Source organism: [Phormidium] sp. LEGE 05292 (assembly GCF_015207735.1).
In the GTDB taxonomy this organism is placed as follows: domain Bacteria; phylum Cyanobacteriota; class Cyanobacteriia; order Cyanobacteriales; family Aerosakkonemataceae; genus Floridanema.
Map to the genome: position 1 here is coordinate 35716 of NZ_JADEWG010000026.1, position 24982 is coordinate 60697.

Consider the following 24982-nt stretch of genomic DNA (forward strand, 5'->3'; position numbering starts at 1 on the left):
TAAAAGGTAAATTTATTAACTTTAGAGATATCAAATAAAGTCTGAATAAAGGGGATTTAAGAATATGGCATTAATGAAACTGGACGACTTTGATTCTAATTATGTCCAAACTTTTGAAGGTGATGACGTTAAAGGTTTTGGAGTTTATACCGAAGCTGAAGAAAAGATTGGTTCTGTCAGCGATGTTTTAGTTGATGAAGAAGGACATTTTCGCTACTTGGTAGTTGATTTAGGATTTTGGATTTTCGGGAAGAAAGTTTTGTTACCTGTTGGTCTTTCCCGCATCAATTATAATACCGATCGCGTGTATGCGATCAATATGAGCAGAAAGCAAGCAGAGGATTTACCAGAATTTAACGATCGCACTGTAGCGGATTATGATTATGAAGAAAGAGTGCGAAATGTCTACCGCAACTCTTACAATACTCCTGTAGATGCAGATTATGCAGTTTCTACTCCAGAAGCAATTGGAACTACAGGATATCGCAACTTCGATCGTAACACTTACACATACGATCAAGAACCAACATTCTTTGGTATGAACGAGCGCGATCACCAAACATTTAGACTCTACGAAGAACGATTAATTGCTAACAAAACTCGCCGCAAAGCAGGAGAAGTAGCAATTGGTAAGCGCGTTGAAACCGAAACTGCTAGAGTTTCAGTTCCCGTAGAAAAAGAACGAGTGATCGTTGAACGCACTACACCCGTTGATGCCGAGAGAATAGTTGCTCCTGGCGAGGCTGACTTCCGCGAAGGAGAAGTAGTACGCATGGAAATTTATGAAGAAACTCCCGACATTCATAAAGAAGCTTTCGTGCGTGAAGAAGTGACAATTAAGAAAGTAGTCGATCGCGATACAGTCGATCGGGAAGAGACAATTCGTAGGGAAAGATTGGATATCGATACTGATGGTAATCCTATTGTCGAGAATACCGATCGCATTTGAACAACTTGGAATAACAAGTTGTTAATATCTTAACTGAAATGAGTGCTTAAAAACTACTCAGGCGGGGCAACATAAAGCTCTGCCTATACTTTTAAATAGACTTTAATCAAATTAAAAATGGGGGAACCGATGGATAATCAAGCTGCTGCAAGAAAACAGGAAACCGTGAGACACAATCTCAGAGTTAAAGCTTTGTTAGATAAGTTGAAAAACAAACTAAACAACTTTCGAGTCTTAGATAATAAAGGATTGGAAATTGGCATAATTAAGGACATTTACTTGAGTAATACTCGTCAAATTAACTTGCTGATCTTAGCCACAGATTTGCCACAGTCATACACCTTTTCTCTGACAAGTAATCAAATTCAGCAAGTTGATTACTCGCAAAAAGCAATTTTGACGAGTATTGATAAATCAGAGATTCAGCCAATTCTGGCATCTCCTCAACTGCAAACAGTAGACCAACAAGTTACCGACGAAACTAGTTTGCCCGATAGCTATGTAAATGATTCCGAAATTTCTGATTCATCCAGCACAGATGTTGTCGAAGAAGAAGTGATTCGTCTAATAGAAGAAAGATTAGTCATCAATCATCAAAAGCGTAAAGTAGGCGAAGTAGTTGTGCGGAAAGAAATTGAAACTCGCATGGTAGAAGTGCCAGTTCAATATGAAAAATTGATTGTAGAACAAGTTAGTCCAGAACCCAAAATTATCGCTGAAGTTGATTTAGGTCAACAACAAGATGTCACTACTATAAGCAATGACATTGCTGTTAACCAAACTAGCAATAACAACATTGTCAAAGGAGAATTTGTTTCTCCGAAAACTGCCAGTCTTTTATTAGATGCTATTGCTAAACAAAAGCATGATGATTGTCAATTAGTGCGAGTGGAAATAGTGCTAGAAAATACTGAAAATAAAAGTATTTATCAGGAATGGTTCGATCGCTGTTCTGGTACATAAAGTTCTTTTAACATCAGTGATAAACTGGAGAAAAAATATCAATGGGGCAGAAACTTTTACCATGAAATAAATGAACTGCCCCATTTTTACGGGCAGGAATATAGAAGAGTTACTTGGACAAGAAGGCACAAGGCTTTGATGTAGAAGTCTTCCTGGAATGAAGGCTTTGTCGGGGTGGGTTTTTTGATTAATTGTTCTGTTATGATGACAAAATTTTCTTCTAAACCTACCCCTAAATTTTTACCTTTTTTTCATCTGCTCAATCATTTCCGCCACGCTCTACTAGTACAGATGCTTTACTCATGATAGAATCAGTGTTATTAGGGTTGATTTTTGCCATTTATCCTGTCAAAATACGCAAAGAAGTAAAGTTACCTTCCGAAAGCAAGGAAAAAAGCGTATGTAAATAATTACTGAGTAATAATTATTATCTGTTACTTCTCCTTAGATTCATGTAGATTTCCGTAACGCTGGTGAAGTTTTTGGTAAAAATGATTCAATATCAGTTGATGTAGCTGGTATATAATAACGTTGGCAGAGCCATAAGTTCTCTTGTTTGGGTGCAAAAATTGATATTTTACAGGTAGAATCAGCTGTAGTGAAGATCACCTTGTCAGACATAGCCAGAAAGAAACATACTAGAAATCAGTGGCATCTATCTGGAACTTACGAGCAAAAGCGCCCAGATGAATTATTTCTATAGCAAAAATACTTACCAAATTTGGCTTTTATGTATAATATTCTCTGAAAATAAAGCAAATACTTCGTTAATTATAAAAAAGGAGATAACTTTAAATTAATGTTTACCCCTCCCCGTCCTCCACTAGTAAACACTCGCGTCAGTCACGTTGATTATGTCCGTACTCTTTGTATTACTCCCGACGGACAAACTTTAATCACTGGTGACTCTAAGGACATTAGACTTTGGCATTTAGGAAGTGGTCAATTGCTTCGCATTCTTCCAGGCCATTTAGAACCTGTGCGATCGCTTGCTATTAGTCCTGGTGGTAAACTTTTAGCTAGCAGTAGTAACGATGGTACTATTAAAATTTGGTGTTTAGAACACGGAAGTTTACTGCGAACTCTGACAGGTCATTTGGGCGCAGTTTTGAGTTTAAAAATTAGTTCAAATGGGCAAACTTTAGTCAGTGGCAGTAATGATAATAGCCTGAAAGTTTGGAACTTAAAGGATGGTAAATTACTGCGAAATCTTACCGGACATTCTGGTTCAGTAATGGCGGTTACTATGAGTCCTGATGGAGAAAATATCATCAGCGGTAGTTTTGATAGCACAATTAAAATTTGGCAAACCAGCAATGGCAAAATGCTTCGCAGTATTAAAGCACATTGCAATTGGGTAGCTTCCTTAGTGATGAATCCTGATGGTCAAACCTTTGCTAGTGCTAGTTCTGACCAAACCATTAAAATTTGGCAACTTAAAACTGGTAAATTACTTAATACTCTTAAAAGTCATTCTAATTGGGTAGATGCACTGGCAATTAGTGCTGATGGAAAAACTTTAGCTAGTAGCGGTTCTGACCAAACTATTAAAATTTGGAAATTAGGAAAAGATGGCAAACCACAAACATCATCACCACTATATAATTTGACTGGTCATAGCGGAGCAATTTTATCTCTAGGAATTAGTTCTGATAACCACACTTTAGTTAGTAGTAGTGATGATAATACCGTAAGGTTTTGGCAATTAAATACTGGCAAATTGCTGCGAATTATCAACAATAAAGATAACAATTCGTTTTATTTTAGCAGTGCTGAAAAACCAGCTATGTTGAGTGATGATGATGACAGCACTATTAGAATGTGGCGTGTGCGATCGGGAGATTAAGTTAAGGATTACAGGGGAAGAAGCTTTTATGTTTTAAGTAATTAGTAATTACTCAAAAATTTTTCCATTTACTTGACCTCTAAATTAGGATTTGCTGAAAAAAGGTAGAAGGTAATACAGGCTAAGTTTAACGGCAAAATCCCAGAAAAAACAGGTCATTTTCCCTTACGATTTTTTCTTCTAGATAATTTCGTTAACTTGATGATCCGTTTTCTATGCCTGTCAGCAGCATTCTTTTTAAAGGTATCTTCGGTTTGTCTTCGCTACCAGCCTAACACATCAATTAAAAGTCATAAAAAACCATGTGCGATCGCCCTTTACCATCGTTTAAATAAAAGCTTGAAACATAGCACTTTTTTTGTTTTGTATTTTCTCATAGCGTAGCAAAGCTACTGCCTCTGTTGGGCCAACCATGTTTCTAAATCAGACAGACTAGAGAAATCCAGCAATGCTTCTGCCAAAGATTCCAGTTGGGTAAGAGATAAGGTATTAATTTGTACTCTGACTGACTCAGGTACTTCTCCCACTCTTCGGGGTAGAAGGCGCAAAATCAGCGATTTCGCCTCATCTTCTCTAGCCTCCTGGTACACCCTTGTTTGCCCAAGTGTGATTCCTAGCATTGCTTCAACCTCTTGCCGACTCAGATTTGTAAACTTATAAACCATAATCGTCGCTACCATCTCCATGATGGCACGACTCGTTTCTAGTGGTAACTCCTGTCGTGAACGGAAGAGCAAATTTCTCGCTTCTATAGGTGCCTGGGTTTCTGGAAGTGTTGTCAATACCATTAACGCAACCCCCAACGGCAATTGAGCCATCTCGCCCACTTCATTCAGGTACACTCGATGAACGCGATCGCCATTCAATAAATCTTGATATGGGCGAGTTTGGCTTTGTTCTGTCGATCGGGATGGATAAATCACCACAGCTTGCCAATCATCAAAGCGATCGCGGTTACGGTAAAAATATAAAAACAATTCCCCAAACAATCGCTCATAAAGTTGTTCGTCCTTTTGAAACTGAACTTCACAGAAATAAACAACTCCCGGTGTTTCCGATTCTGGTGGGAGAAATACCCCGTCGATTTCAAACTTGGGTTCTTTCACAGCAACAGAATCAAACCGATAACTTTGAGCATTGGCTGGAGGATTATCCAATAGCTCAAACAACAGTTCGGGCCATTGTTGAAACAATTGGTAAAAGATAGAATCTCGTCGCATAGACTCATAACTTTTCTAAGTTGCTAAAGTTGGACAACGAACTCAGTTTGTAGTGACGACTTTAGTCGTTTCTCTTTGGAAAAATAGGACTAAAGTCCTCACAACGAACTAGCTTTATTACAAAATCGGACGATGTTGAATCCAGGGTTTAGCTGCTTCAATTTGTGCAGCTAGAGAAATTAAAGTTGCTTCTGCTGCTGGACGACCTACTAATTGTACTCCTAGAGGTAAACCTGTCGCTGAATTAAAGCCCATTGGAATTGCAATAGATGGCTGTCCACTAGCGTTAAAAGGTGGACAAGGTGCTACCCAATTAATCACTTTTGCCAAGGTTTCTTCAGGGGATAATTCTGCCCATTCACCAACGCGAATTGTGGGGTGCATAAACACAGGCAATACCAATACATCAAAATTGTCAAACAAGGCAACTATGCGCCGTGCAATTATTTGCATTTGCGCCACAGCTTGTAAATATTGGCCTGTAGTGCAGCTGTTTTCTGCCAACCATTTATTAATTTTATCTAAGGCGGCTGAAGGAATTCCTGCTGCTACTACGCCTGATTGCCAAACTAATCTAAACGGTTCAATTAAATCACTAAAATCTAGAGAAACTTCGGTTACTTTGTGACCCATTTCTGCTAAAAGTTGTACTGTTTCTAATACTGGTTTTTGGCAAATTGAATCGGCTTCACCCACAGGTAGCAAGGTGTTAGAAAAAGCGATATTTAAAGTACTAGGATTTTGCTTTGTTGCCGCGAGAAAAGAGGGATTTGGATCTGCTAACCAATAGGGATCTCCGGTGATATAGCCGGACATGACATCGAGTAATGCGGCGGCATCAGCTACAGTATGTGCGATCGGCCCATTAACAGAAATTCCACTTAATCGATCGCCTACTGGTGCATAAGAAACCCGACCTCTAGAAGGTTTAATTCCCACCACACCGCAACAATTTGCTGGGCCCCGAATCGAACCACCACCATCGGAACCTTGTGCGATCGCACTTAATCCCGCTGCTACTGAAGCTGCTGCACCACCACTCGATCCACCAGCAGTATATTCTAAATTCCAAGGGTTTCTCGCTGGGGGAAAACCTGGCTGTTCTGTATAAGGTAAAGAACCTAATTCTGAAGTAGCAGTTTTGCCCAAAATAGTAAAACCAGCCGCTTTAATTTTACTCACAATACCATCATCGTAACTAGCAATTTGATTCATTAAAACTGGCGTACCATAAGTGCAAGGTACACCCGCTACAGAAGTCAAATCTTTAATCGAAATTGTCACCCCAAAAAAAGGCGGTAAATTTTCCTGACTTACTGCTAATTGCTCAGTTTTTGCCTTGGCATCAGCTAACGCTGCTTCTGCCATCACAGTAAAATAACTACCTAATTGCGGGTTTAATTTTTGGATACGTTCCAAATAAACCTCAACTAATTCTAAAGGAGAAACTTCGCCCTTTTTAATTAATTGTGCTTGTTCTAAAGCCGGAGTAAAAGCCAAATCAATCTTATTCATGGTTCAAACATTTTTTAGGTTAGTTGTAAAATGGTCTGTTGTAAGCACTTCAGTGCTAGTAGTGCTAAAGCACTTACAACAAACCTTTATTAACATAATGCGTGATTAAGGAAGTTTCGCCATAATTTTATTCCCTGTGGTTCCTGATAATTTGAAGGCAATAAATCTATTAAAGCTGCTTGTAAAGCATCTAAAACTGCTTGCACTTGAGATGATTTTGGTCGCAGAGATTGAGGAAAAACCAAAGGTTTACCAAACCTCAAAGTTATGGGCTTTCTAAAATATAAATCTTTGCTGCCAATAATTGCTACGGGAACGATCGGCACTCCCGCACGCAAAGCATAAATTGCAACTCCTTTCTTTAAAGGCAATAACTCACCTTCCGCCGTTCCCAATTTGCCTTCAGGAAAAAGCAACAACCCATTTCCACGAGATAATATACCTTGACTAATTCGGTCTAATCTTCTAAGTTTTTGCAGAGATTTACCATCAGGAACATCTTGAGCGATCGCATTTGCCAAATCTACTAAATCTTTTCTATTTTTCCGAGCCCCTTCAATAACCGCTAATTCTTCTTTCCACAAACGATCTAAAGGAATAGTCCCACCATTCAAACTCAAAAATACTTGTTTCCACCACTTATTATAAAGAGTCCGAGCATCACCTAAAATATAGTAAAAAGGATTTGCCGGAATTTCCGAAAGAATCAAAAAAGGATCGAAATGGCTGAGATGATTGGGTGCTAAAATTGCCGGAACTTGGGGGATTCTTTCGCGGTATTCCACTTTTACCCGAAACAAAGAATTGATAATAGTTCTGATTAATAACCTTCGCAATTCGCCGTTTACTTGTTTATGGGAATTACCTTGCGCGATCGCTTCTGCATTTGCCAAAGATTCTCGTACACTTTCCTTAGCTTCAGGATCTCGCGCCGCCGCTAAACCTTCTTGCGCCCGTTGAATAATTGCATCTGTCAGAGGTGGGAGAAAATTTTGTCGATCGCCACTTTCTGAAGTAGTTGAACACTCATCTAAGTTATTATTCATGACCAGTTTATCGCCTGATTAACTTAGTTTCATCACACTTTAAATCGCAAATTAGCCAAACTTAAAATTTGCGTTGACAGTTTACCCATCGTCCCGTTTAAACTGCTTTGTAGTGAAGTGAAATCCTACTTTTCCGGCAGTTGGAGTGGACGGTTAAGTAACTGTCACCTTTTACTCACATCTTGCACCAATTGCAAAGTCTAAATTCCCCGTTCACGGTTCCCTATTCCCAAAAAAAAGAGGGGGAAATTTTCTTCCTCCCTCTGAGTAAGTTTTGCTTGTCACTGAGATTAAACTTGCGAGCGATCGGTCAAAATTTCATAACCATCTTCTGTCACCAATACTGTATGCTCAAATTGAGCAGAAAGGGCATTATCCACAGTCACCGCTGTCCACTTATCGCGCAAAGTGCGGGTAAACTTAGAACCAGCATTAACGATTGGTTCGATCGCCAAAGTCATTCCCGCCCGTAATTTCACATTCGGCATTTCACGAGTGCGGAAATTAAACACAGAAGGTTCTTCGTGCAGATTTCGACCTACACCATGTCCGGTAAAATCTTCCACAATAGTAAAGCCATTCGCTTCCACATGGTCTTGAATTGCACCAGCAAGATCCATTAAATAATTACCTGCTTTAACTTGTTCAATACCTTTGTATAAAGCTTCTTCCGCTACCCGAATTAACTTAGCCGCTTCTTTTGTTACTTCACCTACACCAATAGTGATGCAAGAATCACCATGAAAACCTTGAAAGTAAGCACCTGTATCAACTTTTAATACATCACCAGCGCGAATTACTTTTTTGGCGTTGGGAATACCATGCACCACTTCATTATTCACACTAGAGCAAATTGAAGCCGGAAATCCCATGTAACCTTTAAAACTGGGAACTGCGCCCATTTCCCGAATCCGTTTTTCCGCGTAAGCATCGATGTCAGCAGTCGTCATCCCAGGTTCTACCATCTGGGAAACCTCCTTGAGCACCGTCGCGACAATTTTCGCTGCTTGTCGCATAATGTCAATCTCACGCTGCGACTTAATTTCAATTCCTCTACGTTTTTTATTACTTGGGGCTGCTGGTGGTTGGGGGAGTATATTGCCAAGAATGTTCATAGATTAACAGGTAGCTAAGGGTGATAATTGAGAGCGTTAGGTAGACAGTAGTCAATATTTGGCAGTTGGTAAAAGTATATAGCCTGAAAGCTAAGATTTATAAAGATATCAGCACAAAGATACATCTTATCTTTCCCACTACCCACTACCCACTACCTAACTTCTGTTTGACAGTTTATTATCTTGTCTTAATCTACGTTAACTGATATTGCAACTTTGTTGCACTAACCGCAGTACGTTGTTGCGAGGGTAAAGACAGCCAACAACGTACCTTGAAATTTTTACTCAGCAGAAACGATAATTTTCCCTGTCATTCCCGCTTCCGTATGTCCAGGTATCGGACAACGCAGGGAATAAGTTCCCGGTTTTTCTGGGATTAATACCCATTCTGCTGTAGCACCAGGTTTTAGTTCTAATTCGTTTATTGCGCCTTTAATTTCTACTTTCCCAGCTTCGACTTTTTGTGTCCAACTGTTATTAGCAAAGTCTTTAGCCGTGAAGTAATGTTTTTGAGGGCTGGGATTGTTTAAAACTATTTTGTAGCGTTTTCCGGCTACTAGTTTAAGTTCATTAGGAACAAATTTCAATTCGTTGGCAGTATTACCCAAATCTACGTTTACTACTTCTACATTAGTGGATGTTGTAGCGGCGATCGCACTCACAGGAAACATCACCACGAAACAAACCACTAATCCCACCGCTATCCAAAGAGTTTGTTTAATTAAAGTCAAAAGTTGAATCATCACTGCTTTTGTAATAAGTAATTGGTAATTGAACACTGAGAGGAAGAGGTGGCGGGGGTAAGGAGGTAAGAGGAGTTGAAGAGGTAATTAAATTATTTTCCCCCCATCTCCCCATTTCTTATTTTGCTGCTGCTGAAGACGGCCCTGCGGTGACAATAATTAAATTATCAGGTCGCAGTAATTCTTTAGCAATTTGATTCACTTGTTCTGTAGTGACGGCTTGAATTCTTTGGGGAAAATTGTAAATTTCTGATAGATCCAAACCGTAAACTCGGTTCATTAAAATGACACCAGATAAATTATCTGGATTTGCCAATTCTACAGTGTAAACACTCGCAATAGATTTTTTGGCATTTTCTACTTCTGCGTTAGTTACGCCTTCAGAGTGAACTTGTTGCAACAAAGACAATGTACTGGAAATTGCTTTTTTCGCATCTTCTGGTGCAGTCTGCATATTAATTAAAAACAGACCTGGTTGTTGACCTGCATTGAAGCTGCTATAAATGCCGTAGGTTAAACCTAAGCGATCGCGAATTTCCTCCCCCAATCTACTAGCAAAAGCATCACCACCCAAGATTTGATTAAACACTTTTGCTGCATAATAACGAGGGTCTTTGCGGCTAATTGCCTGATAACCCATGAAAGTAATTGATTGACTTTTACCAGGAACTACTGGATTTAATTGCACAGTTTTTTCCGGCATTGGTACATCAGGAAAAGTTACTTCTGGTGCAACACCAGTTGCTTTCCAATTACCAAATTGTTGCTGAATTAGCGATCGTACTGTTGCCGACTCAAAATCTCCCATTAATGTCAGAATCATCGTATCGGGACGATAATGCTGTTTGTAAAACTGTAAAATATCTGCACGAGTAATACTCTGCAAAGTATTAGCTGTAGGAAAAGCATGAAATGGATGAGTTGGCGGATAAACCGTTTGTTGCAGGGTTTTATATGCTAAAGTTTCTGGCTCATTTTTGCCTTGTTCCACATCAGAAATTGCTGCTTCCCTAGCAATTTCCAATTGATCTGCCGGAAAAATCGCATTTTGCAACACATCAGCCAAAGTTTTAATTAAAGTTGGCAAATCATTAGATAAACTACTGCCCTCAATACTGACACCTTCTCCTGCTTCCGTAAAATCTAAGCTAGCACCAATATTTTCCAGAGATTTAACGATCGCGATCGCATTCTTAGTTTTAGTCCCATTCATCAAATTTGCCGCCGTTAAACTCGCCAAACCTGACTTATTCTTCGGATCAAATTCTGTCCCAGCCCGAATATAACCACTCAAAGTTACTGCGGGAGTACTTTTATCTGCTAAGAGTAACACTTGCATTCCATTACCTAAAGTAAAAAACTCAGGTAATATTTTTTGATTTGGTGTTTCTGAACTACTAGAAATTGGTGGGAGATACTTAGTAACCAACTCTGGATCTACCCGCCCACCAGAATTATAATTTCCCAAAGTTTGATGATTTTGATGATTATTAATACTTTGAGGCTTTGTTTCTTCCCGTAATTGAGTAGGTTGAAAATAACCCACAACACTTTTAGCTGGAGTTAGATACTTTTTAGCTACTCTTTGCACATCTGCCGCCGTAACTTGAGAAATTGCTGCAAGCAAAGTATCAGTATACCGATAATCACCCGTTGTAGTTACTGCTTCTCCCAATTGAGAAGCTTGGGAATTAATATCTCGATTTCCTAAAATTGCCCCAGCTTTAAATTGTGTCTTTGCTCTGTTTAATTCCTCCGCAGTAACTCCTTTATTTTGCAAAGATGTAATTACTTGGCGAATCACAGTTTCAACTTTTTGTAATCTTTGATTAGGTATAGCACTAACAGCAAGTCCATACCAACCAATTCCCGTCAAAGTAGAAACTTCCCCTTCTACACTGTTAGCTATTCCTGATTCTACTAAAGCTTCATACAATCTAGAACTGCGTCCTCCTGTTAATACAAAATCCATCACTTGCAAAGCTGCTTCATCAGGATTATCTGCTTTGGGCAAAGGATACATTATTTGTAATAAAGGCGCACTTCCCGGTTCTTTTACCAAAATAGGTGCCTTAGTTTTACTAGTTGCAGAAGAAGTATTAATCGGAGTAGGTTGCTTTTGTGCAATCTTTTTCCTTTCTGCTTCTCCCCGTCGAGGAATGTTCCCAAATAAATCTTTTACTGTTTGCAAAGTGGGTTCTGTTTTAAAGTCTCCCACAATTAATAAAATCGCATTATCAGGACTGTAAAAAGTTTCGTAATAATAGCGCACCTGCTCAAGTGTAAATTTTTCCACATCTGCCTTAGTTCCACCCACAGGTAGCCCATACATATTATTAGGAAAAGTGGCTTTAGCAACGTTACGATACAAGCGATATTCTGGGCTATTTTCGTAACCTTGCAATTCCGAAATTACTACTCTTTTTTCCCTTTCTAAATCTTGGGATTCTAACCTGGCATTTTGCATTCTATCTGCTTCCAAAGTTAGCAGTGCTGATAGTTTATCCCGTTCTACAGTACCAAAATAAGCCGTTTGATCATAACCTGTAAACGCATTAGAATCACTGCCTAAAGCACTAAACAAATGCCCAAATTGAATGGGACGATCGCTTGTCCCTTTGAATAACATATGTTCTAATTGGTGGGCAATACCGTTGACTCCCGGTTCTTCATTCCGCGACCCTACTTTATACCAAACTTGGACTGTAACTACAGGTGCGCTATGTACTTCTTTGGTCAAAACTGTTAAACCGTTTTCTAGTACAGTTTGCCGAACATTTTCGGTTAAACTAGGCGCTTGCGGGGGAGTGTTAAGTGCTAATTCAACGTTAGATTTTAAATTTTGGTTTGGCAAGTCGTAACTAATAGTAGATGGGGTAGAAGTTGCGACGCTGGAAAGCAATAATGTTGTTCCCAGACAAAGACTAAAAATTAATCCGAACAGGCGATATTTACGCCACAATGATGAAAGAGACATAGTTTATTTGGCGAAAAATACATTTTGTTGTTGGTTGAATTAAGCAATAGGCTATTTGTTAATTTGCTGGAAGTTACTTTCTGACGATATTGGGTAACAGATCAGCATTTTACCAACTTTATGCCTATTTCTTAGTTTGTCGAAACAGTGTTTCGCCTCTTAAGTAGAAATTTCCTGATTGTTTTAATGTTTCTTATTAAGCAGTTAATGGATTGGCGGGACTGAGAACTCTGATAAATTCTAAGGGTAGTCCATCAGTGTCAGCAATAAATGTCACTTCATAAACGCGATCGCCGATAATTTGCTGGGTGGGTTCTAAAAGCACTTTCAGGGGTGAGAATTGTTCCGGTTGTTGGCTCGAAACTTCGGCAATACGTTCTTTTAAAGATAATAACCAACTGGGTAAGTCGGGGGTGGAATGGGTTAAATCAAAAGATAGATGGTAGTAACCGACGTAATGTTCGTCACCAAAGGCATCTGGGGCTGGGTGAGGTTCGGGAATTTGAATTAATTCGATGCGTCCGCCTAATCCTTCCATCCAGCAAGCTAGGGTGTAACCTGTGGTGAAACGTTCGCAGACGGTAAAACCTAGCTGTTCGTAAAATGCGATCGCTCTGTGTATATTAGCAGTACGAATCGAAGCATGGTGCATAGGGCAAGAAAGGCAGAAGGCAGAAGGCAGAAGGCAGAAGGTGAAGTCACACTGGAGAAGATAAAAATTCTCCTTGTCTTTGAAAACCCCTCTGCTATTACCAATGATCGCTATTCAAACAATCGGTAATAAGGATAGCGCACCGGAACACCGGGTTCTTTTTCCAAATCGAAATTAATTACTTCCCAGCAGGGTTCCTCTTCCGGGTCTGGGCTAAAATCAACAGGTAAACCGTAAAGTCTGGGGCGAGAAGTGTCCGACTGTCCGCGCCAAGGAGTACTCCGTTCCAAATAACCACTAATCAATTCTTGATAGCGACGGGCAATAATTACTCTAGTTGCTCGATAACCTTGAGTATATAAGCGATCGAGAGCTTCGTGAATTTCAAACCTAATCCCATCAGGATGGGTGTGCTGACGATACCACTCATTATTCCACCGCCGCCATTGACGACCAGATTGCAGATGAATGAGTTCCCCATTCGTCGGATTCGCCTCAAAAGCCCCGTGACGCGGACACAAATAAGTATCTGTCAGTGTCAACGCCGGGATAACCTGACGACAGTGGGGACACTGAATTTCTGGGCCAAATATTGGATATTGCAAACCTGGGCTGATCATGAAGTGAGTAATAACATTTTTTGCGGTGGAATGGGTACCAGTGGCTCTATTATAGCTGACATGAGGTATACAGGCATTTCTTCAAGAACGATCGCAGATAGTGGAAAATATCAACCCCCTATTCCCTAATTGGTCATCCTATTGGCCTACACCCGATTTGTCAAAGGCAGCTTTTATCGCCCCCAATGCCACAGTTATGGGTTGGGTAAAAGTAGAATCGGGAGTCAGTGTTTGGTACAACGCTGTAGTTCGCGCCGATGTAGAAAAAATTTTGCTTGGTGAGTTTACCAATATTCAAGATGGGGCAATTTTACACGGCGACCCCGGACAACCAACAATTTTAGAAGATCGCGTTACCGTTGGACACAGGGCAGTAGTACATTCCGCCTATATCGAACGAGGTTGTTTAATCGGCATTGGGGCAGTAGTTTTAGATGGAGTCAGAGTCGGCGCAGGCAGTATAATTGGCGCAGGCTCTATAGTCACTAAGGATGTCCCACCTTTATCTTTAGTCGTCGGTGTCCCAGCTAAACGAGTCCGCGAAGTTTCCCCAGAACAAGCCGAGGAATTAATCGTCCACGCCCATCGTTATTATAAGTTAGCTTTGGTTCACGCTGGTATCGGTACGGATTTGGGCTTTTCTCCCCCTCTTTCAACCTAAAAATTGGTCGGGGATCTGGAAATTTTGCCCACTTGATCGCAAAATATAAATTAAAGATGAAAACTGGTTCATAAAACTTTAAAGAGGGGAAACAAATTATGGATTGGCGCGTGATTGTTGTATTAGCACCTTTGGCAGTTGCAGGCGGTTGGGCTGTGTACAATATCGGTAAATATGCCGTTGCTCAAGTGCAAGCCTTTTTGAGCAAGCAAGCCTAAGTTAGGCTGAATATCAAAGTAAATTTACTCACCGTCTCCTTTGTTAGGGGACGGTTTGTTTCATCGGAAGAGATCAAATGGGCAAAACTCCTCAAATTAATGAAATAAATCTTTATATAATTGTTTCTTCTTTTTATATTTCTCTAAGATTGCCTGACGGCAAAGTAGGCGATCGCCGATCGGTCTGAAGCTAATTTGCGATCGTATACTGTAATTCTGGCAAACCCCGCCATTTTATGATTTTTTACCACAGATATCCACAGATGCACACAGATAAACACAGATGAATTCATAGATATCTTTGGTTTTGCCACAAAGTTTTAGATAATCTCTTAACAAAACTCTACCGTGACTATCGATTCTCTCCTCCAACCTTTCCATCATTTCGGCGTTAATTTAGGTTTAGAACGCATCGAAAAATTACTCGCGAATTTAGGCAATCCTCATCACAAAGTTCCGATCGTTCACGTCGCCGGAACTAATGGTAAAGGTTCGGTTTGTGCTTATCTTTCTTCGGTACTAACTGCCGCAGGTTATTGCGTCGGTCGTTATATTTCTCCCCATTTGGTTAGTTGGAATGAACGCATTTGTATCAATGACAAACCTATTCCTTTGGCGGAGTTAGAATGGGTAATTTTACAAGTAAAGTCTGCGATTAGTTTAGATTCTGAATCTCCGACTCAGTTTGAAGTAATTACCGCCGCTGCTTGGTTATATTTCGCTCAACAAAAGGTCGATATTGCGGTGATTGAAGTGGGGTTGGGCGGTCGGTTGGATGCGACTAATGTTTGCGATCGCCCTTTAGTCACCATCATTACTTCTATTAGTCGCGAACATTGGCAGGTTTTAGGCCCGACTTTGGCAGATATCGCTGGCGAAAAGGCGGGGATTTTAAAACCTAATTGTCCGGCTGTTATTGGTCAGTTACCTTCGGAAGCAATGCAGGTTGTGAAAAAGAGAATTGAAGAGTTAAATTGTCCTTCGGTTTTCCCGGAGGCGGCTAAGGAATTGGGAACCGCAGAGACGCAGAGGACGCAGAGGAAAGAGGAAGAAAGATGGGTTGAGTATGGGGGGATTGAGTTTCCTTTGGGTTTGTTGGGTGAGTTTCAACTTTCTAATTCGGCTTTGGCGATCGCTTCTCTCCAATTCCTTCAAAAACAAGGTTGGAACATTCCTTCGGAAGCTATTGTTTCGGGAATGCGTAATGCTCAATGGCCGGGAAGGTTGCAATGGGTTAATTGGAAAGGTCATCGCATTTTAATAGATGGGGCTCATAATCCGGCAGCTGCGATCGCTCTGGGTCACTATATTAATAGTCTCAATCCTCAGTCAGTAACTTGGATTATCGGTATGCTTTCCACAAAAGATCATGCTGATGTTTTTCAAGCTTTACTCCAACCAAATGACCAATTACACCTCGTACCTGTACCCGAGCCTTCCTCTGCTAACCCTGACGATTTAGCATCTCTCGCTCAACAGCTTTGTCCCCAACTAAGTTTAATCCAAACTCATCCAGATTTGTCCGATGCTTTGGAAGTTGCTGTTCCTTCAAATCAAGGTTTAACTGTTTTATGCGGTTCTCTCTATCTACTCGGTTACTTCTTCCAACTAAGCCAAAAATCTCTCTAAAAATTCCTTTGTTAAACTCTTCCTTTTTCCCAATTCTTGTCAATTTAGCAATTTTGCCTTATATTCGTTTTAAGCATGGTTTAATGGAAATCTAAATAGTATATAAGAACGCACAGATTTCCATTATTAAAATATACACCAAAAAACAGGTTAGCGATCGCTTTTTTACTAATCTTTAAGATCGGCGATCGCAACTGCCAGCTTGGATTACACTTCTACTAATTCTGATTCCATTCCGTCGCCGCATCACTTAAAGCTTTGTCCACCGACTTTTCCCCCAACATCGCCGCTTGCAAATTATCGTAAATTAAGCGTTGCAGAACATTCACATTCTTAATTGCCGGAATTAAAACCTCTGCTTGTTTCATTTGACTAGCACTGATCACCCGCGCTCGATCGACAGTTGAAGAATTAACAGCAACAGACTTAAAATAGGGATTTGCTAACGCCTTAACAGTAGAAGGTAAAACATTTGCTTCCTTAGCAAAAGCTAATTGATTTTGGTCATTAGTAACAAACAAAGCAAACTTCAACGCGGCATCAGCTTGCTCAGTATTGCGGGGCATTACTAAATTCATCACCGCCACACTTTTCTTCCCCGTTTTCCCAGTAATTTGGGGTGCAGTAGCCGAAACTTTAGCAATTTGCGGCGCATTCTTGGCAATAGTATTGAGGAACTGAGCACCAGTTACTAAAATTGCTGTTTCTCCAGCTTGGTAAAGTTCAATTCCCTTTCTATGACCTTCAGTTAAAACTTCCTTGGGCAACAAACCTTGTTTATATAAATCTACCCAATACTGAAAAGCTGCCTTACCTTCAGGAGAATTAAACGCCGCTTTTCCCTGAGCATCTACTAACTTTACACCCATCTGCACCAAAGATTCCAACACCTCAGCAGAATCCTCCGGGACGAAAGTAATAAAAAAACCATACTTACCCGTCTTTTCCTTTACTTGTTTTGCTACTTGTGCTAACTCTGCGTAAGTAGCTGGAGGTTTACTAATACCCGCCCGTTGGTACAAATCTTTGTTATAAATAGTTATTTGAGTTGCTAAATACCAAGGAATACCAAAGCTCTTACCGTTAAAAGTGCTAGCTTGCCAAATATTTGGTAAATAAGACTGGCGCACAGCTTTTGGAATTTTACCATCTAATTCCAGCCAAGCATTACGGGCAGCTAATTGGGCAGCAAAATCCGGGTTTAAGTTTACTACATCCGGGGCAGTCTGGGCAGAAACCGCTGTTAAGATCTTGCTTTGCATATCATTCCAAGGTACATCTACCCAACGCACCTTGACACCTGCGTTTTCAGCCTCAAAACTGGCAATTAGCTTGTTAAAGTAGTCTGTAAACTGCGGCTGTAACTGCATCGTCCAGAATTCCACTTCCTGACGACTAGATGTAGCTTGCTTATTGCTCACATTGCCAGTACTACAGCTGACCATCCAACTGAGCAATAGTCCTAAAAAAGCAAACACACTTAAACGTTTCCAAGTTTGGTGTCGAATCATGTCAATCTCGATCGTACTTTCGGGACAAACGTGGTAATCGTAGACTAAATTGGGTAGCAAGTATCTAAAATTTATCTCAATCAATAATTTTTCTACTTGCGGTTGCAAATTAAACTTGACACAAAACGGACTACAACAGTGGTTAACTTCATAAGTAATCTATTTTCCAAGCGTAAACCAGGGATTGGCATTGAGTTAGGCCCAGAAAGGGTAAATATTGCTCAACTGCGGAAACAAGGACATGGTTTTAAAATCACGACCTTACATTCGGTAGAAGTGCCAGAAGGAGTTTTCCAAGAAGGAATGATTACTGACCCGCCAACAATGGCGGAAATTATTCAAACTGCTTTAGCGGAAAAAAAAATTAAGGTAACAAAAGTTGCCAGTGCTGTACCGGGAGCAGCAGGAGCAATTGTTAGAATCATACCAGTTCCTGCGGAATTGGATGATAAAGAACTCCGTAGCATGGTATTAGATCATGAGGCAGGTTTGTATTTACCTTTTCCGCGAGAAGAAGCTGATGTAGACTATCAAAAATTGGGGTTCTTTACGGATGAGGATGGGATTGAAAAAGTGCAAGTGCTGTTAGCAGCAGTACGGGAAGATGTAACTAATACTTACATTGAGACGTTTAAACAAGCTGGGTTAACTCTTGATGTTTTAGAGATTAATAGTTTTGCTCTGATTCGGACAATTCGGGAACAATTACGACAGTTTTCTCCGCAAGAAGCTGTCGTATTAGTAGATGTAGAATTTGAAAGTACAGAAATTGCGATTATTGTAGATGGGGTGCCGCAATTTTCACGTACTGTGGCGATCGGAATGTTCCAAATTCAAAGTGCGCTGAACCGAGCGATGAATTTACCTGCTACCAGAAATACTGATTTCTTGAAAAGTATGACCATTCCTTCGACTCCACCAGATAGTGTTCGCACTGGTTCTACTGGGATTAATCCGGGAATGGCAGCTATGTTGAGGGTGTTAGGAGAATTAGCTGATGAATTGCGACGCTCGATCGATTTTTATTTAAATCAGAGCAACATAGAAGTAGCACAATTACTATTAGCAGGCCCCGGTGGTGGTATTGGTCAACTAGATGAATTTTTCACATCGCGGTTGAGTTTGCCTACTGTTCAAGTAGACCCAGTAGCAGCACTATCTTTGGAAGTAGGAGATGAAATTGCTCCAGTACAACGACCTGGTTTAGGTGTGGTTTTGGGCTTAGGACTTAGGGAGGTTTAAAAATGTACAGTTTAGATGTTAATTTCTTGAAAGATCGGCCTGAGTTTGTTAAACCAGAGCAGAACAAGCAAAAGAAGAAATTTAATGTCAGCAGTAATGTGCCATTAGTTGCAGGTATCGTAGTTGGCGCTTTTCTGCCACTAGCAGTAGCTGGTTTTTGGTTCTGGCAACAATCAGAACAAAGTAGTTTAGAAACGCAAATTTCGGAAATTCAAGCCAAGTTGGATAAAGCTGCTAAAGAACAAGGAGAATTACAAAAAATTCGCCAAGAAACTAATTCATATAAAGAACAAACTCAGGCATTAGCTAGCGTGTTTGAGCAAATTAGACCTTGGTCAGCAATGGTTAAAGATATTAGCGAAAGAGTCCCTCCAGGAATTCAAATTACTTGTATTGGTCAAATTCCAGCTAGTAGCACCCCCTCTTCTACTGGCGGTTGTCAAAATGTACCAAATCCATCAACTACCTCAACAAGTTCTTCTACCACAACTACGACTAGTGCTCCAGTAGTTGTACCTCAAGACAAAGTAGAAATTACTGGGATAGCTAAGTCATTTAATAATGTGAATGACTTGATATTAACTTTGCAGCGATCGGCATTTTTAAACAACAAAGAAACTCGCTTAATTACCGCTAAATTGGTGGATAACCCCATTAAGGTAGAACGTAATCCTGGGACACAACAATCTTCGGGTAGTAATTTTCAAGTTCCAGAATTACCCAAGGTTGTACAATTTAAAGTTCAAACTAGCCTGAGTGATAAAACTGCTTCTCAATTACTGCCACAATTATACAATTTGGGTGATTTAGGATTAACTGCTCGCATTGAAACACTCAAGGAACAAGGAGTTATTAAAAAATGAGTAACGCAGATTTTGCCTTAGACGGATCGGAACAACAGACAAGTGAAAATGGTGGTTCTAGTAGTCTGTTTGGGATTCAACTAACACCACCTGTAATTGGTGCCTTAATAGGAGTTTTAGGATTAGGTGCGGCTGGTTATCTGTTCTATCAGTTTGTGATGCCAGTAATGCAAAAGAATGACGAACTCAGATCCCAACTGGCGCAAAAAGAATCAGAACTAAAAGCTCAAGAAAATTTTCCTGAGTTAATGCAAAAAGCAGTTGCCGAAAAAAATGAAGCTGAACGACAAAAAAATACAGTTGCGGCTTTATTTGGTAACGAACAAAGCATGAAAACTTTGCTGCTTGATGTGAACAAGCGCATAGAAGCTAGAAATAGCAATCTGAGGCCAGAAGATATTAAGGCGAAATTGACTAAATTTGACCCCGATCCAGGTGCGTCTGGTATTGTTAAGGATGGTTCTTTTGGTTCCCAAGCAAATAACCATATCTACCGTCAGGTATATGATGTGGAAATGCAAGGGACTTTCGATCAAACTAGAGTATCTCTGCTCGACTTAGAACGACAAAAGAATCTATTGGTGGCAAACAACTTTAAGACCTTGTTGGATAATTCTTTCCAAAAAGTAGTGGTGGATAAGCAGCAGGGTCAAATAGTTCCTGTAGGTAAACCAGTCACGAGTATTACAACTTCCTTTAAATTAAATATGCTCAGACCACTGACTACAGAAGAACAAAAGTCGGTACAACCACCACCAACAGCAGATAAAGATAAAGGAGCAACTCCTAGTCCGGGAGCAACTCCTAGTCCGTAAGTAGCTCTCTCTATTGCTTGTTTTCAATGGAGGTGCTATAAGCGTAAGTCAACGATAGCCAGATAAATAACCGGAGTCAGTCAACTTGTTAGTGTGAGGAGGCAAGGTGAAGTATAATCAGGGACTCGGTGGATTGTTATTTGGGGGAACAGCGGTTCTCCTAGCAACACAGCCTGTATGGGCGGCTCCTACTCAAGTGACTGGAGTAAGAGTACAGCCAGTAGGTAACAGTATACAGGTAATATTGGATACGAAGGAAGGCGATCGACCCCAAATATTTACGGTCAATCGCCAAAATGTCTTTGTAGCCGACATTACCAATACCCAACTACGTTTACCTCAAGGTCAGCAGTTTAATCAGCAAAACCCCGCACCAGGAATTGCTGCGGTTACGGTAACTCAATTAGCTCCTAATAGCATCCGTTTACAAGTTGTCGGGGCAAATGCCACTCCTACAGGAGAAGTTACTGCAAAACAAAGCGAAGGTATCACTTTTAATTTAAATCTGGGGGGCGGTAGTGCAGCAGCAGCACCTAGAACACCAAATGTCACTCCTGCTCCCAATAATTCTCCGGTAACTGCTCAGTTACCAGCTAATCAAACACCCTTAGTTCCTACTCCAACAATTACTTATGAGGGTGGTCCAGCACCAGCAGCGGGAGTAGTACAACCTGTGAGTCCCGCCCCACCTTTCCTACCTAGAGCAGTTGCACCTCCAGTGGGAGATATTGCGGTTTCGGAAGTCAATTCTGCTGCCAGCACGATCGATTTGGGAACAGCGGAAAGAGTGCCACGATTGTTATTACGTGATGCTCCCGCAAGAGAAGTATTATCTTTATTAGCCCGTGCTGCTAATCGCAACGTTGTATTTTTGACTACTCAAACAGGGACACCAGGACAACAGGGACAACAACAACCAGGACAACAAGGTGCTGCTGCGACTTCTCTAGATGCCCCAATTTCTCTAGATATTGAAAACGAACCGCTCCAAGATGTATTTAACTATGTATTGCGGATTACAGGGCTACAAGCTAACCGTAATGGAAATACCATTTTTGTTGGAACTAATTTACCGGAAGCCGCTAGTAATATTATTGTGCGAAGTCTGCGTTTGAACCAGGTTCCAGCTGCAACTGCGGCTAACTTCTTAACTGCCCAAGGTGCGGAAACTCAATTACCGATCGAACGAGTACAAATTAATACGATCGGTGAAGGTGCAGCCGCTAGGACAGTAGAAATTAGAGAACCGGATATTAAAGTACTTCGGGCACAAAGAGGTGTTGGACCGTTAGTTCTTTCCGGTTTGTCTGTACTGACTAACGAGCGATTAAACTCGATTACCTTGGTAGGCGACCCCCGAAAAGTAGAAATTGCTACAGCTTTCTTAAGTCAACTGGATGCGCGTCGTCGTCAAGTTGCAGTTAACGTCAAAATTATTGATGTTAACTTAAATAACTCCGATTTTGCTGGTGCTAGCTTCTCCTTTGGTGTGGGCAACACTTTCTTTACCTTTGATAATGGAGCGGCAGCCATTGGTTTTGGGCCCTATAGACCACCAACAATAGACCAGAGTGCGGGTAGTCAGTTTAACCCTCCAGTAATTGGGGATCAGGATCTCTACCCACCAAATACATTTAGTGACCCAGCGCCTTTCTTAGATGCTCAACAAAATGCTCCTTATAGTAGGAATTCTGGATCTCCCCTGACTACAGGAAGGCCAGACTTTCCGGGCTACTTACCCCGTGCCCCATTCGGTACGAACAACAACCCTCTACAACCAGGGGTTGTATCAATTGATCCAACAACGGGACGACCAACAGTGGGATTACCACAGCTGTTTCAATTCCCCTCTCAGTTCTTAGGATATTTGCGGGCGCAAATTGTCAGTGGCAATGCCAAAATTTTGACAGACCCAACTTTAGTGATTCAAGAGGGCGAAACTGCTAAAGTTAGTCTGGGTCAAGAAGTGATTTCCAACCAGCAAGTTCAAACTCAACCGGGTAGTCCTCCTACCACAACTGTTACTACAGAAAAAGAAACAGCTGGTCTAAACCTATCGGTACAGATAGAAAGGATTGACGATAATGGTTTTGTTACCTTAATCGTTAATCCCAGTATTAGTGCTCCTGCTAGTCAGGTACAGATTGGTTCTGGTGTAAATTCGACTACAATTACTTTGCTCAACAGAAGAGATGTGTCAAGTGGAAGAGTTCGTCTGCGAGATGCACAAACCCTGATTTTGTCCGGTATTATTCAGGATGCAGACAGAACTACGGTAAGAAAAGTGCCGCTTTTGGGTGATATTCCGATTTTAGGGGCGCTCTTTAGAAGCACAACCCGGCAAAATAATCGAAATGAAGTGATTGTGATGCTGACTCCTCAGATTGTTGATGATTCAGGTAATGCGCCGTTTGGTTATCGTTACCGACCTAGCCCAGAGGTACAGCAATTGCTGCGGCAACGTGGTTTTACTCCGCCGAGTAATAACCCACAACCTTAAGTTGGGTAAAGGCGATCGAACGAAAAATGGGAAAGTTTGAAAAAATTAATTTTTGCCGTCTTCATCTTCTCCCATTTTCAGTGAATTAGCTTCTAATCTTTACTCAGTGGGAGTTTCAGGACTTTTACTACTTTGAGTTGGGCGGGAAAAATTAGCCGAAAATCTTAGATTTTGCTTAAAAAAGTCCTGAAATCCATATATCTTAAAGGTTTCACCATTCCATATTCAGCTTGTACACCTTAGAATAAGGCAGTGAAACATTGGGTAGATGGGCATTTCAGCGTTTTGTTTGTTGAACCCCTCTCTCGTTGCTGAGTGAATAGGAATTTTTACTTAAACCTAAATTCATTCAGGAGCCCCATGCCAAAGGGAATGGATGGGGTGAAAAGTCACCAAATGCTGATTTCTAAGGAGTTCAAGCAAGAACATGAACAAAGGTGAATTAGTTGACGTAATAGCTGAAAAAGCTAATGTAACCAAGAAGCAAGCAGATGCTGTGCTGACGGCAGCTTTGGATGCGATCGTGGAAGCGGTTTCTTCTGGTGATAAGGTAACGCTGGTGGGTTTTGGCTCTTTTGAACCACGGCAACGGAAAGCTCGTGAAGGCCGAAATCCGAAAACTGGCGATAAAATGGAAATTCCAGAAACCAGAGTTCCGGCTTTTTCTCCAGGCAAATTGTTTAAGGAAAAGGTCGCGCCTCAATAATCGTCACAAGGACAGGTTCTTTGTTCAATCGACCACTGCATGGGGGGAATATTGCCTGGGCAGCTGCACTCTCCGGCTGTTCCCCTGATGCGATTTTAGATTTTTCCGCCAGTATCAATCCTTTAGGCCCGCCTGAGTCAGCGATTGCGGCGATTAAGTCGCACTTACCAAACCTGAAAGCTTATCCTGACCCGGATTATCATCAGCTAAGGGCATCTTTGTCGGAGGTGCATCAAGTACCACCTGACTGGATTCTTCCGGGTAATGGTTCAGCAGAATTACTGACTTGGGCTGGCTGGGATTTGTCCCAGTTCGATCGGACTTTCCTAATTACGCCTGCTTTTAATGATTACTGGCGGGCTTTTAAGACTTTTAATGCCAGTGTTGTGGAGTTACCTTTACTGAGTGCAGCAAAAGAGGTGGTCAGTCTGGAGTTTCTAGATTGGAGAAAACCAAATTTTTCGTTGCTCAACAGTGGGTTGCTGTTGAATAATCCTCACAATCCGACGGGTAAATTGTTTTTAAAAGAAACTATTCTGCCTTTATTGGAAATGTTTGCTTTAGTGGTGGTGGATGAAGCTTTTATGGATTTTCTACCGCCAGACCGAGAGCAAAGTTTAATTTCTGTGGTGCGTGAGTTTCCGAATTTAGTGATTTTGCGAAGTTTGACTAAATTTTATAGTTTACCTGGTCTGCGATTAGGATATGCGATCGCACACCCCGATCGATTGAAACGCTGGCAAGCTAGACGCGATCCTTGGCCTGTCAATGTTTTAGCGGCGGCAGCGGCTGAAGCTGCGATCGCAGATAAAATTTTTCAACAGCAAACTTGGAATTGGTTACAAATAGCTGGCATTAAATTATTTCAAGGTTTAGCCGATCTTCCCGGTTTAAAACCTTACGAGAGTGCAGCTAATTTCTTGTTAGTAAAATCAGCGGTGTCTAGTTGTTTACTGCAAGAAAAGTTACTTAGGGAAAGTCAAATTTTGATTCGTGATTGTCTGAGTTTTCCTGAATTAGGCGATCGCTTTTTTCGCGTAGCAGTACGTTCTCCAACAGAGAATCAACGTCTGATTAATGGATTAGCAAAAATTCTATTATGACGCAGAAGGCAGAAGAGGTAGGGAGGTAGGGAGAGTTGAAGAGATAGTTAGTTAGTTAAATTATTTTCCCCCATCTCCCCATCTCCCC

General features: G+C 40.9%; 22 protein-coding genes. 12 read left to right on the plus strand and 10 right to left on the minus strand.

Annotated elements, in window-relative coordinates:
* Positions 1–64: 64 nt before the first annotated feature.
* The 3 genes from IQ264_RS10220 (at position 65) to IQ264_RS10230 (ending at position 3758) form a co-directional block, all read left to right on the plus strand.
* Positions 65–949, plus strand: coding sequence for a DUF2382 domain-containing protein (locus IQ264_RS10220; RefSeq protein WP_193980672.1), 885 nt, complete (start codon positions 65–67; stop codon positions 947–949).
* A gap of 117 nt (positions 950–1066) precedes the next feature.
* On the plus strand, positions 1067–1912 hold the full coding sequence (locus IQ264_RS10225; RefSeq protein WP_193980673.1) for a YsnF/AvaK domain-containing protein: 846 nt from the start codon (positions 1067–1069) through the stop codon (positions 1910–1912).
* Between the two features lie 799 nt (positions 1913–2711).
* Positions 2712–3758, plus strand: coding sequence for a WD40 repeat domain-containing protein (locus IQ264_RS10230; RefSeq protein WP_193980674.1), 1047 nt, complete (start codon positions 2712–2714; stop codon positions 3756–3758).
* 389 nt (positions 3759–4147) lie between these two features.
* Here IQ264_RS10230 and IQ264_RS10235 read toward each other — a convergent pair whose 3' ends face one another.
* The 8 genes from IQ264_RS10235 to IQ264_RS10270 all read right to left on the minus strand — a co-directional run bounded on the left by IQ264_RS10235 (position 4148) and on the right by IQ264_RS10270 (position 13646).
* Positions 4148–4978, minus strand: a complete 831-nt coding sequence (locus IQ264_RS10235; RefSeq protein ID WP_193980675.1) for an Rpn family recombination-promoting nuclease/putative transposase — start codon at positions 4976–4978, stop codon at positions 4148–4150.
* A gap of 117 nt (positions 4979–5095) precedes the next feature.
* Complete coding sequence (locus IQ264_RS10240) at positions 5096–6493, minus strand: amidase (RefSeq protein WP_193980676.1); 1398 nt, start codon at positions 6491–6493, stop codon at positions 5096–5098.
* Between the two features lie 89 nt (positions 6494–6582).
* Positions 6583–7539 carry a lysophospholipid acyltransferase family protein gene (locus tag IQ264_RS10245; protein ID WP_193980677.1) on the minus strand — a complete coding sequence of 319 codons (957 nt, stop codon included), beginning with the start codon at positions 7537–7539 and terminating at the stop codon, positions 6583–6585.
* Between the two features lie 290 nt (positions 7540–7829).
* Positions 7830–8654 (minus strand): type I methionyl aminopeptidase, encoded by an 825-nt coding sequence (gene map, locus IQ264_RS10250; RefSeq protein ID WP_193980678.1) that lies wholly within the window; start codon positions 8652–8654, stop codon positions 7830–7832.
* A gap of 281 nt (positions 8655–8935) precedes the next feature.
* Positions 8936–9325 carry a cupredoxin domain-containing protein gene (locus tag IQ264_RS10255; RefSeq protein ID WP_228061428.1) on the minus strand — a complete coding sequence of 130 codons (390 nt, stop codon included), beginning with the start codon at positions 9323–9325 and terminating at the stop codon, positions 8936–8938.
* Positions 9326–9515: 190 nt separating this feature from the next.
* Positions 9516–12374, minus strand: coding sequence for a M16 family metallopeptidase (locus tag IQ264_RS10260; RefSeq protein WP_193980680.1), 2859 nt, complete (start codon positions 12372–12374; stop codon positions 9516–9518).
* 196 nt (positions 12375–12570) lie between these two features.
* Positions 12571–13026 carry a VOC family protein gene (locus IQ264_RS10265; RefSeq protein ID WP_193980681.1) on the minus strand — a complete coding sequence of 152 codons (456 nt, stop codon included), beginning with the start codon at positions 13024–13026 and terminating at the stop codon, positions 12571–12573.
* 110 nt (positions 13027–13136) lie between these two features.
* The gene (locus tag IQ264_RS10270) at positions 13137–13646 is read right to left on the minus strand and encodes a TIGR02652 family protein (protein WP_193980682.1); all 510 of its coding nucleotides are present in this window, start codon (positions 13644–13646) and stop codon (positions 13137–13139) included.
* A 100-nt stretch (positions 13647–13746) separates the two neighbouring features.
* On the opposite strand from IQ264_RS10270, the gene IQ264_RS10275 reads away from it, so the two are divergent.
* Both IQ264_RS10275 and IQ264_RS10280 read left to right on the plus strand, forming a co-directional pair.
* Positions 13747–14307: a gamma carbonic anhydrase family protein gene (locus IQ264_RS10275; RefSeq protein WP_193980683.1), complete on the plus strand. Its 561-nt coding sequence runs from the start codon at positions 13747–13749 to the stop codon at positions 14305–14307.
* Positions 14308–14405: 98 nt separating this feature from the next.
* Complete coding sequence (locus tag IQ264_RS10280; protein WP_193980684.1) at positions 14406–14525, plus strand: photosystem II protein Y; 120 nt, start codon at positions 14406–14408, stop codon at positions 14523–14525.
* Positions 14526–14668: 143 nt separating this feature from the next.
* Here IQ264_RS10280 and IQ264_RS10285 read toward each other — a convergent pair whose 3' ends face one another.
* Positions 14669–14818 carry a hypothetical protein gene (locus IQ264_RS10285; protein WP_193980685.1) on the minus strand — a complete coding sequence of 50 codons (150 nt, stop codon included), beginning with the start codon at positions 14816–14818 and terminating at the stop codon, positions 14669–14671.
* Between the two features lie 55 nt (positions 14819–14873).
* Between IQ264_RS10285 and IQ264_RS10290 the strand changes: the two genes are divergently transcribed.
* Complete coding sequence (locus IQ264_RS10290) at positions 14874–16154, plus strand: bifunctional folylpolyglutamate synthase/dihydrofolate synthase (RefSeq protein WP_193980686.1); 1281 nt, start codon at positions 14874–14876, stop codon at positions 16152–16154.
* A 218-nt stretch (positions 16155–16372) separates the two neighbouring features.
* On the opposite strand, the gene IQ264_RS10295 is transcribed toward IQ264_RS10290, so the two are convergent.
* Positions 16373–17662 carry a sugar ABC transporter substrate-binding protein gene (locus IQ264_RS10295; protein ID WP_322744652.1) on the minus strand — a complete coding sequence of 430 codons (1290 nt, stop codon included), beginning with the start codon at positions 17660–17662 and terminating at the stop codon, positions 16373–16375.
* Positions 17663–17803: 141 nt separating this feature from the next.
* On the opposite strand from IQ264_RS10295, the gene pilM reads away from it, so the two are divergent.
* The 6 genes from pilM (at position 17804) to cobD (ending at position 24894) form a co-directional block, all read left to right on the plus strand.
* On the plus strand, positions 17804–18907 hold the full coding sequence (pilM, locus tag IQ264_RS10300; protein WP_193980687.1) for a type IV pilus assembly protein PilM: 1104 nt from the start codon (positions 17804–17806) through the stop codon (positions 18905–18907).
* A gap of 2 nt (positions 18908–18909) precedes the next feature.
* On the plus strand, positions 18910–19770 hold the full coding sequence (locus tag IQ264_RS10305; protein ID WP_193980688.1) for a PilN domain-containing protein: 861 nt from the start codon (positions 18910–18912) through the stop codon (positions 19768–19770).
* Positions 19767–20585, plus strand: coding sequence for a hypothetical protein (locus tag IQ264_RS10310; RefSeq protein WP_193980689.1), 819 nt, complete (start codon positions 19767–19769; stop codon positions 20583–20585). The genes IQ264_RS10305 and IQ264_RS10310 overlap by 4 nt, the downstream gene beginning before the upstream one ends.
* A 106-nt stretch (positions 20586–20691) precedes the next feature.
* Complete coding sequence (locus IQ264_RS10315; protein ID WP_193980690.1) at positions 20692–23085, plus strand: AMIN domain-containing protein; 2394 nt, start codon at positions 20692–20694, stop codon at positions 23083–23085.
* Between the two features lie 427 nt (positions 23086–23512).
* Positions 23513–23791 (plus strand): HU family DNA-binding protein, encoded by a 279-nt coding sequence (locus IQ264_RS10320; protein WP_193980691.1) that lies wholly within the window; start codon positions 23513–23515, stop codon positions 23789–23791.
* 20 nt (positions 23792–23811) lie between these two features.
* Entirely contained in the window at positions 23812–24894 is a 1083-nt protein-coding gene (gene cobD, locus IQ264_RS10325) for a threonine-phosphate decarboxylase CobD (protein WP_193980692.1), read from the plus strand.
* Positions 24895–24982: the final 88 nt, after the last annotated feature.